At 68.6% G+C, this 11,120-nt stretch carries 9 protein-coding genes; 3 read left to right on the plus strand and 6 right to left on the minus strand.

What is annotated here, in order from left to right; translation table 11 throughout:
• Window positions 1–2: 2 nt before the first annotated feature.
• The 3 genes from PPSIR1_RS10905 to PPSIR1_RS42405 form a co-directional block, all read right to left on the minus strand.
• Window positions 3–1,373 (minus strand): acetyl-CoA carboxylase biotin carboxylase subunit, encoded by a 1,371-nt coding sequence (locus tag PPSIR1_RS10905; RefSeq protein WP_006971102.1) that lies wholly within the window; start codon window positions 1,371–1,373, stop codon window positions 3–5.
• Between the two features lie 75 nt (window positions 1,374–1,448).
• A complete protein-coding gene (locus PPSIR1_RS10910; protein WP_157595423.1) occupies window positions 1,449–2,474 on the minus strand; it encodes a hypothetical protein in 1,026 nt (341 codons plus the stop codon).
• Window positions 2,475–2,600: 126 nt separating this feature from the next.
• Window positions 2,601–3,221 (minus strand): TetR/AcrR family transcriptional regulator, encoded by a 621-nt coding sequence (locus PPSIR1_RS42405; protein ID WP_006971104.1) that lies wholly within the window; start codon window positions 3,219–3,221, stop codon window positions 2,601–2,603.
• 122 nt (window positions 3,222–3,343) lie between these two features.
• On the opposite strand from PPSIR1_RS42405, the gene fsa reads away from it, so the two are divergent.
• Window positions 3,344–3,988, plus strand: coding sequence for a fructose-6-phosphate aldolase (gene fsa, locus PPSIR1_RS10920; protein ID WP_006971105.1), 645 nt, complete (start codon window positions 3,344–3,346; stop codon window positions 3,986–3,988).
• Window positions 3,989–4,237: 249 nt separating this feature from the next.
• On the opposite strand, the gene PPSIR1_RS10925 is transcribed toward fsa, so the two are convergent.
• Both PPSIR1_RS10925 and typA read right to left on the minus strand, forming a co-directional pair.
• Entirely contained in the window at window positions 4,238–4,417 is a 180-nt protein-coding gene (locus PPSIR1_RS10925; RefSeq protein ID WP_006971106.1) for a hypothetical protein, read from the minus strand.
• A 1,115-nt stretch (window positions 4,418–5,532) separates the two neighbouring features.
• Window positions 5,533–7,398 carry a translational GTPase TypA gene (gene typA / locus PPSIR1_RS10930; RefSeq protein ID WP_006971107.1) on the minus strand — a complete coding sequence of 622 codons (1,866 nt, stop codon included), beginning with the start codon at window positions 7,396–7,398 and terminating at the stop codon, window positions 5,533–5,535.
• Window positions 7,399–7,491: 93 nt separating this feature from the next.
• On the opposite strand from typA, the gene PPSIR1_RS42410 reads away from it, so the two are divergent.
• On the plus strand, window positions 7,492–8,457 hold the full coding sequence (locus PPSIR1_RS42410; protein WP_006971108.1) for an alpha/beta hydrolase family protein: 966 nt from the start codon (window positions 7,492–7,494) through the stop codon (window positions 8,455–8,457).
• Window positions 8,458–8,522: 65 nt separating this feature from the next.
• Window positions 8,523–10,784 carry an alpha/beta hydrolase family protein gene (locus tag PPSIR1_RS10940; RefSeq protein WP_006971109.1) on the plus strand — a complete coding sequence of 754 codons (2,262 nt, stop codon included), beginning with the start codon at window positions 8,523–8,525 and terminating at the stop codon, window positions 10,782–10,784.
• A 42-nt stretch (window positions 10,785–10,826) separates the two neighbouring features.
• Here PPSIR1_RS10940 and PPSIR1_RS10945 read toward each other — a convergent pair.
• Window positions 10,827–11,120, minus strand: a 294-nt coding sequence (locus PPSIR1_RS10945; RefSeq protein WP_006971110.1) for a hypothetical protein, incomplete at its 5' end; no start/stop codon positions are given.

Here is an 11,120-nt window from a genome sequence, read left to right on the forward strand (position 1 = left end):
CGTCAGCTCTTCGCGCCCGGGAGGGCGCGGGTGTCGTAGCGGTGCGCGCGGAAGTCCGCGTTGCGGAGGATGTCGATGTGCAGCGGCACGGTCGTCTTCACGCCCTCGACCTCGAGGGCCTCGAGGGCGGCGATCATCTGGTCGCAGGCCGCGTCGCGGTCCTCGCCCCAGCAGATCACCTTGCACAGCAAGCTGTCGTAAAAGGGCGGGACCTCGTAGCCGGAGCGCACGTGGGTGTCGACGCGGACGAAGCGGCTGGCCTCCGGCGCCTGCCAGCGGCTGATGACGCCGGGCGAGGGCCGAAAGTCCGCGCTCGGGTCCTCGGCGTTGATCCGGCACTCGATCGCGTGGCCCTTCAGCTCGACGTCGTCCTGCGTGAACGACAGCGGGCTCCCGGCGGCGACGAGGATCTGCTCGCGGACCAGGTCGATGCCCGTGCGCATCTCCGAGACGCAGTGCTCGACCTGCAGGCGCGTGTTCATCTCCATGAAGCGCAGCACGCCGGCCTGGCCGTCGCCCCCCGCCCCGCTCTGGTCGAGCAAAAACTCGATGGTGCCCGCGCCCACGTAGCCGATGCGCCGGGTCGCCTCGACGGCGGCGGCCAGGGTCCGGGCGCGCTCCTCGGGGTCGAGGACCGGGGCCGGCGACTCCTCGATGAGCTTTTGGTGCTTGCGCTGGACGGTGCAGTCGCGCTCGCCGAGGTGCACGACGTTGCCGTAGCGATCGGCCATGATCTGGATCTCCACGTGGCGCCCGCCCTCGATCAATTTCTCGAGGTACAGGCGCCCGTCGCCGAACGCGGCCATGGCCTCGGCCCGGGCCTGGCTCCAGGCCGACTCGAGCTCGTCGGCGGTCCGAGCCACGCGCATGCCCTTGCCGCCGCCGCCGCTCTCGGCCTTGAGCAGCACGGGGTAGCCGGTGGCCTCGGCCACCGCCCGGGCCTCGTCGAGGTCCTCGAGGATCCCGTCGCTGCCGGGGATCAGGGTCAGCCCCGCCGTGCCCATGGCCTTCTTGGCCGGGGTCTTCTTGCCCATCAGGTGCATCACGTGCGCCGGCGGGCCGATGAAGGTCAGGCCGTGCTGCTCACACAGCGCCGCGAACACGGGGTTCTCGGCGAGGAAGCCCCAGCCCGGGTGGACCGCAGAGCAGCCCGACTGGCGCGCGGCCTGGACCACGCGATCGAGGGCGAGGTAGCTGTGAGTCGAGCGCGCCGGACCGAGCCCGACCTGCTCCCCGAGCTCGGTCCAGGGGGCGTCGCGGTCGGCCGCCGACACGCCGAACACCGGGGTGATACCCAGCTCCTTGCACGTGCGAGCGATGCGAACGGCGACTTCGCCTCGGTTGGCGATGAACAGGCGGTGAAAGCCGGCCATGGCCCAGGGAAGCTAACAGACTTCGCGCCATCTTGGAGCTCCCCGGAGCTCCCCGCCTCCCCTGCGCTCTCGCTTTCACACGCTCGAAGCTGACCCTCGCAGGGCCTTGCGGTAGCTCTTCCACGTCCCGCCCGTGATGAAGCCCTCGGGAATCTCCAGCGCCTCGCGGCCAAAGGGGAGGCTGTCCCAGTCCCCCTCGATCAGCGGACGCATCAGGGACTCCGCGACCGCGTGCCCGCGACCCCACAGGTGGCGATCGAGGGGCACGTGCAGATCGAGGATGTGCTCGAAGTTCCAGTCGAGCGTGCGCTGTGCCCCCGCGGCCGCGCGCGCGTGATCGTGGACCGAGTAGTGCACCGGCGACCAGGTCACGTGGCCCTCGCGCAGCTTCAACATCCTCGACGCCGGCCAGGGCAGGGGCTTGGCGCCCACGGGCCAGCTGAACCACCCGTGGCCGCCGTTGATGAACGCGCCGCTCGCCTCGTGCCAGACCAGCAGCGGCTCCGCCGTGCCCCGGCGCGCGCCAAATCGAAGCTGCGTGCGGTTGACCAGCTTGCCCTCCATGAAGCCGCCCCACACGTGCACGTGCAGCCCCATGCGACCGAGCTCGGGCAGCGCGTCGCCTTCCCCGAGGCGCTCGACGTTGGGCAGGGCACACAGCGTCGGGTTCTCCCGCTCGATGCGACCAGCCGCCACGTAGATCGGCACGTCGGGGAAGGCCTCGGCGTAGGGGATGAGCGAGAGGTGGTGCTCCGGGCCCGGGTTGAGGATCGCCCGCAGCGGCGCCCCGAGCTCGGCGCTCAGCTCCCGCAGGGCCAGAAAGGGCTGGTCGGCCTCGAGGTCGGGCTGCACGACGTTGAAGGCCACCAGGTGGCTCTTGCCGCCCGCCTCGCGCACCCGGAATACGAACATGCGGTTGGGGATGCGCGGGCCAAAGCGCGAGTTCCCGCCGCCGTGGTTCGTGAACAGGCTCCACAGGTCGGGGCCGATGGGCTGAAAGCAGACCGGCCCGAGGACCTCGCCCACGGCCATGCAGCACCGCTCTCCCGAGCGGCCGTGGTGGTGTGGATGGTGAAGGTGGTTGTGACGGTGATCTTGCATGACGACTCCTCTGGCGTCGGTCCGCGGCGCGGCGCGACGACTCCTCTGAAGGGCGAGCGGAGCCCGCCCCGCGATGCGAAGCTGAACAAAACGAGCGCGCCCTGATCGGAAGAGAGGGCGCGCGGACTAGTCGAGGCGCTCGCGCGCCGCACCAAACAACAACAGCTCGACGGTCTGCCGGACCCAGTGTCGGCGGTAGTCGGGCTCGAGCACGGACTGGCCGTACATGGCCTGGATCCGCCCCGCGTAGAGCACCTGGTAGGTCAGGCGCTCTTGGAGCGCGCCCGCGACGATGTCCGGGTCCACGCCCTTGCGCAGCAGCTTGCGCCGCCGCGCCGCGTTCAAGAAGTCGATCAACACCTGGTGCTGCTCGTAGAAGCTCGCCAGCGCCGACTCGTCGACGCGGGGGAAGCCCTGGCTGAACTCCGCCATCATGATGATCAGCAGCTCGGGCTCGCGCAGGTAGGTCGCCAGGGTCTCCTCGGCGTGCAGCAACATCCGCGTCGCGAAGTCGCGGCTGTCCTGGGGCGGATCGCCGAGGATGCGCCGCGCCCCCTCCATGCGCTGGTCCCCCAAGCGCCCGAGGATCTGAGCGTAGAGCGCCTGCTTGCCGCCGAAGTGGTAACTCACGGCGTTGACGTTCGCCCCCGCCGCCTTGCAGATGTCGCGGACCGAGGTCCCGTCGTAGCCACGCTGAGCAAACAGCCCCGTGGCCACGCGCAGCAGCTCTTCGGCGGTCTTGGCCACGACAGCCAAGCTACGCGGGAAGCGTGACGCGTGCAAGGCAAATTAAAACATTCGTTTAATTTTTTGGAACTACTGTCAGCCCCTTGGCAGGCCCCGGGCCGGCGTGCGATCTAGCCCGAGCCATGGAGTTGTTCATCGACACCGCAGACGTCAACGAGATCGAAGCCGCCCAGAGCATGGGCCTCCTCGACGGCGTGACCACCAACCCCAGCCTCGTCGCCAAGACGGGCCGCGGCCACCGCGAGGTGCTCGTCGACATCTGCGAGCGCGTGAGCGGCCCGGTCAGCGCCGAGGTCCACGGCACCACCTACGACGTGATGATGGAGGAGGCTCGCGAGCTCGCCGCCATCGCCCCCAACATCGTGGTCAAGATCCCGCTCATCGAAGATGGCATGCGCGCCGTCAAGTCGCTGACCGAGGCCGGCGTCAAGACCAACGTCACCCTGTGCTTCTCCCCCCTCCAGGCCCTCCTCGCCGCCAAGGCCGGCGCCACCTACATCAGCCCCTTCGTCGGCCGCCTCGATGACATCGGCCACGACGGCATGGGCCTCGTCGAGCAGATCTGCGACATGTACGAGCGCTACGACCTCGACACCAAGGTCCTCGTCGCCTCGGTCCGCTCCCCCAGCCACGTCGTCGAGTCCCTGCGCATCGGCGCTGACGTAGCCACCATCCCCTTCGGCGTCATCGGCAAGCTGATCCGCCACCCGCTGACCGACATCGGCCTCGCCCGCTTCCTCGAGGACGCCAAGGCGATTCCCAAATAGCCCCCGCAGGCGGCTCGGACCGGGGGCGCTTCGTCGCTGCGCTCCTCCTCTTTGGCTTGTCCTCAAACACGTTCGTGCCTTCTAGAGGGCATGGGGTCGCCCCCAAAGGGGGCGTTGTCTGTCGGGCTCAGCGAGAGCCCTGGGGCTGGCTCGAGCGGACCGCCAGCTCAAAAAATGAGCGCCACCCCATCCACGACCTCCCCCCGAAGTTCGTGGATGTGATGGCGCTCTGGACGATCGGACAGGAATTCAGAAGTTGGGGCTGGCGAGGGTGCCCGGGTGGCCCTCGATCGGGCACATCTCGACGTCGGGGTTGCAGGGGCGGTCGTTGAGCAGCTCGCAAGCGGGCATCAACGTGGCCACGGCGAGGAGCAACGCGGCGGTGAGAACGGTCTTGGCGGCCTTGGTGGTCTGCTTGGTCTTGGTCACGGCACACTTCTCCTGAGACGAGCGGTCGGCGCTCGAGCAAAGCGACGCATTCGGGTGAGAACCCCGGGACAGCCACCGGCCGTATGCCGGGCTCGCTCCCTCTCGGTTCGCGCTGCGTCTTGGTCGTCTTTGAGACAACAAGTTCGGGCACCTTGGTTTCAGTTTTTGATTGACTTTTTTTTAATATTTTGGATGGGGCATTTTTCCGCTGCGAGAGCGAGACAGATCGGGGCGGGGTGACACCTTGGTTTGGAGGTCACAGATCGCTACGGCTCGCGTAGACGGAAGCAAGATCAGGATCAGTGGTGTCGACTGTGAGCGACGCTAGCTTTGTGCGTTGCTGCTCGACACGAGTTCGCTCGGGGCTCCGACGGTGCGCCGCAGTGTTGGTCTGAGGTGCCTCGTTGGCTCTGACCTCCTCCCCACTCCTGCGCTCGAGCCGAGTCACATCCCGTTGCTCTTCCAAGGCTGTAGGTGGCTCGGTGCTCGTCGCAGGGACCCCTCCCGCCGAGCGGCCTGCTCGGGGTTCGCAAAACGAATGCTGGGGTCTCGAACGAGTTGCGCCGAAATCTAGACGCATGCAGCAGGGTCGAGCCACCACCAAAGTGCTTCACCCCCGCCAAAACATTTCTACTCGCCGCCCCGTGACCGGAGCCGCAGCGAGCGAAGCGAGCGTGAGGTGGATGAATCGCGCGCAGCGAAGCGAGCACGATTCATCGTCGGGGCGGACGCTGTCGAGGGCCTCCCGATAGCACCTCATGGGGAAAACCAGCCTGTCCTCCAACCCGGGAAGCATGCAGCACGGGTTGGACAACCTCGCCGCATGCAGCACGGTTCAGCAAACCCCGCCGCATGCAGCACGGGTTGGACAACCTCGCCGCATGCCGCACGGGTTCAGCAAACCCCGCCGCATGCAGCACGGTTCAGCAAACCCCGCCGCATGCAGCACGGGTTGGACAACCTCGCCGCATGCCGCACGGGTTCAGCAAACCCCGCCGCATGCAGCACGGGTTCAGCAAACCCCGCCGCATCCAGCACGGGCCGGACAACCCCACCGCATGCAGCACGGGCCGACCGACCACCCCCGCCGCGCACGGCAGGCGTTCACGCCCCGCTCAGGACGCCTGCTTTTCCATGCGCTTGCGGACGTTGTGGTCCAAGTAGCGCTTGCGCAGGCGCAGGTTCTCCGGCGTCACCTCGAGCAGCTCGTCGTCCTCGATGTACGCCAGCGCCTGCTCGAGGGTCAGCACCCGCGGAGGCGTCAAGAACAGCTTCTCGTCCGCGCCGGCCGAGCGAACGTTGGTGAACTTCTTGTTCACGTTGGGGTTCACGACCAGGTCGTTGTCCCGGCTGTGCTCCCCGATGATCATCCCGGCGTAGGTCGGCACCTGGGCGCCGACGAAGAGCACGCCCCGGTCCTGCAGGCGGGCGAGGGAGTAGGTCATGGTCTCGCCGGGCTCGAGCACGATGAGCACGCCGCGGGGGCGGGTCCGCTTTTGGCCGAGGTGGGGGCCGTAGCCGGCGAAGATCGAGGCCATGATGCCGGTGCCCCGCGTGTCGGTCATGAACTCCGAGCGGTAGCCGATGAGGCCGCGGGCGGGCATGCGGAACTCCATGCGCGTGCGCCCATTCCCGTTGTCCTCCATGCCGGTCATCTCGCCGCCGCGGCGGCCGAGCTTCTCGATCACGGCGCCGGAGTAGGCGGAGTCGGTCTGGACGACGAGGTCCTCGTAGGGCTCCTCGAGCTCGCCGCTGTCGTTCTCGCGGACGATGACCCGCGGGCGGGACACGCAAAACTCGTAGCCCTCGCGGCGCATGGTCTCCATGAGCACGGACAGGTGCAGCTCGCCGCGGCCGGAGACCTCGAACTCGTCGGCGCTCTCGGTGTTCTGGACCTCGAGGGCGACGTTGGAGCGCAGCTCCCGGAACAGGCGCTCGCCGAGCTTGCGCGAGGTGACCCACTTGCCCTCGCGGCCGGCGAAGGGGCCGTCGTTGACGCGGAAGCGCACGGCGAGGGTGGGCGGATCGACGGCGAGGGCGGGGAAGGCCCGGCGGCGCTCGAGGTCGGGGTCGGTGAGGGTGTCGCCGACGTTGAGCGAGCTCATCCCCGCGATGGCCACGATGTCGCCGGCCTGGGCGTTTTGGATCTCGAAGCGGCGCAGGCCCTGGAAGGCGAGGAGCTTGGAGGCCCGGAACACCTCGGCGCAGTCCTTGACCACGTCGGGCTCGGTGCCGGGCTCGGGGCGGATCAGCGCGAGGCGATCGTTGGGCTCGATCGCGCCGGAGTCCAGGCGGCCGATGGCGAGGTAGCCCAGGTAGGTGTCGTGGTGCAGGGTCGAGACCCACATCGTCGGCGGCGCGTCGAGGTCGACCTTGGGCGCCGGCGCGTGCTCGATGATCATGTCGAGGATGGTCGAGATCGGCAGGTGGGGGCTGTCCTCGTCGTCGGGCTCCTCGACGGCGTAGCGCTCGCGGGCCGAGCAGAACACGACCGGGAACTCGAGCTGGTCCTCGTTGGCGTCGAGGCTGACGAGCAGGTCGAAGGTCGCGTCCACGGCCCCGTGGGCGTCGCAGCCGTCGCGGTCGATCTTGTTGACGACGAGGATGATCTTCAGCCCCATGCCCACGGCCTTCTCGGTCACGAAGCGGGTCTGGGGCATCGGACCCTCGAAGGCGTCGACGACGAGCAGGACCGCGTCGACCATGTTGAGCACGCGCTCGACCTCGCCGCCGAAGTCGGCGTGGCCGGGGGTGTCGACGAGGTTGATGCGGTGCTCCTTCCACGTCAGCGCCGTGGGCTTGGAGGTGATCGTGATCCCCCGCTCGCGCTCGAGATCGCCGCTGTCGAGGGCGCGCTCGGTCGCGACCTCGCCACGGTGGAAGGCGCCAGCCTCGTTGAGCAGGGCGTCGACGAGGGTGGTCTTCCCGTGGTCGACGTGGGCGATGATCGCCAGGTTCCGGATATCGTCACGGGTCCGCACGGTCGCGGCGGACCATGCTTCCATTCCCGGGGCCATGCAAGCGCGCGGCTGGATGAATTCGACGCAGCGCTGGCGAGAACGCACACTGCGGCCATGGCCCCCGTGACCGTCACCTCCGCGACACCGACCCGCAGCGTGGCCCTCCTGCTTGGCTTGGCGCTCTCGATCGTGGCCTGTGATCGCGGCGCGGCCAGCTCGGAGCCGAGCGAAGCCGCGGACGCGACCGCGAAGGCCGCAGAGCCCGACGCGCCCTACCTCGATCGGCGCAGCGCCCACGAGACCCAGCTGAGCGCGCACACCCCCTCGCCCGCCAAGGGCGCGCCCCTGACCTCGGCGCCTCCCGGCGCGGTCACGGTCACCTACACCTCTGGCGAGCTCGGGCTGCAGGCCTGGGTCGGCTATCCCAGCCGAGCGGGCTCCAAACCCGCGCTGATCTACTTCCACGGCGACTTCGCCATCGGCCCCGACGACTTCGAGGCCGTGCGCCCCTTCCTGGACGCGGGCTTTTTGGTGATGACGCCGAGCCTGCGCGGGGAGAACGGCAACCCCGGAGACTTCGAGCTGCTGTGGGGCGAGGTCGACGACGCCCGGGCCGCGGTCGAGTGGGTCGCCAGCCAGCCGGGCGTCGATCGCAACCGGATCTACGCCTTCGGCCACAGCATCGGCGGCGGGATCGCGGCCATGCTCAGCCTCTACCCCGAGCTCCCCCTCCGCGCGACGGGCAGCTGCGGCGGCATCTATGTACCCGAGACCTTCGAGCGCTGGGCCAACAGCGAGGCCAACGCCGAGCTCGTCCGCTTCGACGCGAGCGACCCCCGCGAGACCACCCTGCGGGTGCTCGGACCCAACCTGCCCTGGATGGTCCACCCCCACCTGGCCTACGTGGGCGACGACGACGAGTGGTTCATCACCAACGCCGAGGCACTCCAGGCCCGGGCCTGGGAGCAAGGCCAGCCCTTCGAGATGATCCGCGTCCCTGGGGACCACATGGGCTCCCTCGCCCCCTCCCTCGAGGCCTTCCTGCGCCTGAGCTCCGCGCCAGCTTGGACACCCAACTGAAGGTGTGAGCCGAGCGCGACATCGAGCCCTGTGACTTTCGCGCAGCATTGCTTAGCATCGCGGCGATGTCGCGGACCCAGCTCGTCCTCTCGAACCGCCTGGCCCACGTGGCCCTCGCCCTGACCGCGACGAGCGGTCTGACGCTGCTCGCCTGTGACGCTCCCAGCAGCGGCGATGGAGCCAAAGCGCAGCCCGCCGCGACGGCCGACGCAGGCGACGCGGCCGAGGATCCCGGCGCGCCCGCGGCCGAGACCGCGCCGGCCGAAGTCGCCCCCCTCCAGCCCATCGCGCCCGAGGGCGAGCACCCCTTTTCGATCCTCGACATGCTCGAGGCCGACCGCGTGTCGAGCCCGGCCCTGTCCCCGGAGGGCGATCGCCTGGCCTACATGGTGCGCGAGACCGACATGGCCGCGAACGGCAGCCGGCGCAGCCTGTGGCTGCTCGAGCTCGACGGCGCCGCGGCCAAGGGCGAGCCGATCCTCGTCGACGATCACCCCAAGGGCTCGAGCCAGCCCACCTGGTCCCCCGACGGGGCCTTCCTCTACTTCGTGTCGGGCCGCTCGGGCTCGAGCCAGGTGTGGCGCGTGGCCATGGACGGGGCCGCGGCCGGCACGCCCCAGCAGGTCACGCAGCTGCCCGTGGGCGTGTCCAACCTGAAGCTCAGCCCCGACGGCGCGACCTTGGCCGTGAGCGCCGAGCTGTTCCCCGAGTGCGAGGATCTAAAGTGCACCGCCGAGCGCCTCGCCGCGCGCGCGGCCGATCCGACCACGGGCGTGGCCTACGACCGCATGTTCGTGCGCCACTGGGACACCTGGAAGGACCACCGCCGGTCCATGCTGCTCGCCGTCGACGCGACCCCCGGCGCGCAGACCGGGCGCATCCTCACCAAGGGCCTCGACGCCGACGTGCCCTCCAAGCCCTTCGGCGGCAGCGAGGACTTCACCTTCACCCCCGACGGCGAGGCGATCGTGTTCGCCGCGCGCGACGCAGCGGGAGGCGGCGGCGAGCCCTGGTCGACCAACTTCGACCTCTTTCGCGCCCCCATCGACGCCAGCGAGGCCCCGACCAAGCTGACCACCAACCCCGCCTGGGACGCCCAGCCCCAGTTCTCCCCCGACGGCAAGCAGCTGGCCTGGCTGGCCATGGAGCGCCCCGGCTACGAGGCCGACCGCTTCCGCCTGATCGTCCAGGACTGGGACGGCAGCAGCGTCTCCGGCGAGCCCAAGGCCGTGACCCAGGAGTGGGACCGCTCGATCAGCGGCTTCACCTTCACCGCGGCCGGCGATCGCGTGTTCGCGACCGCGCAACACCTCGGACACAAGCCGCTGTTCGCCATCGACCTGGCCTCCGGCGCGGCCACCCCGCGCGTGGCCGAGGGCACCGTCGCCGCGCTCCAGGTCGGCGCCGACAAGCTCGTATGGTCCAGCCACGACCTCTCGCGCCCGGCCGAGCTGTTCGCGGGGGCCCTCGACGACCCGGGCAAGGACGGCGCCCTGACCCACCTCAACGACGCCCTGATGAAGCAGGCCAAGGTCGGTGAGGCCGAACAATTCCAATTCGAAGGGGCGAATGGCGACACTGTCTACGGTTGGATTGTCAAGCCTGTCGATTTCGACCCCACTAAACGCTACCCCATCGCATTTCTGATCCACGGCGGCCCCCAGGGCTCTTTTGGGAACAAGTTTCACTACCGATGGAATCCCCAGACCTACGCGGGGGCTGGATACGCGGCTGTCATGATCGACTTTCACGGCTCGACGGGCTACGGGCAGGCGTTTACGGACTCGATCGGCAAAGACTGGGGCGGAAAGCCCCTCGAGGACCTACAAAAGGGGTTGAGTCACGTCGTCGAGCGGTACGCCTGGGTCGATGGTGAACGCGCCTGCGCACTCGGGGCCTCCTACGGCGGCTTCATGATCAACTGGATCGCCGGCAACTGGCACGATCGCTTCAGCTGCCTCGTTAACCATGATGGGGTCTTTGATCAGCGCTCGATGTACTACTCGACAGAAGAGCTATGGTTCCCTGAATGGGAGCAGGGTGGGCCCGAGTACGCAAATCGTGCCGGGTATGCGCGCTTCAACCCCGTCGACCACGTCGAGAAGTGGCAGACCCCGATGCTCGTCATCCACGGCTCGCAGGACTTCCGAGTCCCCGTGGAACAGGGTCTAGGCGCCTTTACGGCCCTTCAGCGCCGTGGCATCGAGAGCCGCTTCCTGCACTATCCGAACGAGAATCACTGGGTCTTGCAGCCCGCGAACTCCAAGCAGTGGCACGATGAGGTGCTCGCCTGGCTCGCGGCTCACCTCGACGCACCTTCGAAATGAGCATGTAATGCTCGTGTTCGAGCATACCTGTCAATTCGCCCATTATGGGTAATTTGGCAATTTGCATACTCTTCCCATCCCCTCGACGGGGAAGATCGAGGCGTGCTTGACCGCCACAGGGATCTGCCTGCGTCGGCGGGTGGGCGAGGCCCCACCGCGGATCGCCGCGGTCAGATCTTGAAGGTACAAAAAAGGCGAATCCTTGGCCTCCTCGCCAGCGGCGACCAACCCGCGCAAGCTCTTACCGGCGTGCACGGGCTTGGTGTAGAGCAGCCCCCGACGCTCGAGGGCGACGACGAAATAGACACGAAAGAGCAGCACGCTGGCGGCCTCGCG

It is taken from the genome of Plesiocystis pacifica SIR-1, assembly GCF_000170895.1.
In the GTDB taxonomy this organism is placed as follows: domain Bacteria; phylum Myxococcota_A; class Polyangia; order Nannocystales; family Nannocystaceae; genus Plesiocystis; species Plesiocystis pacifica.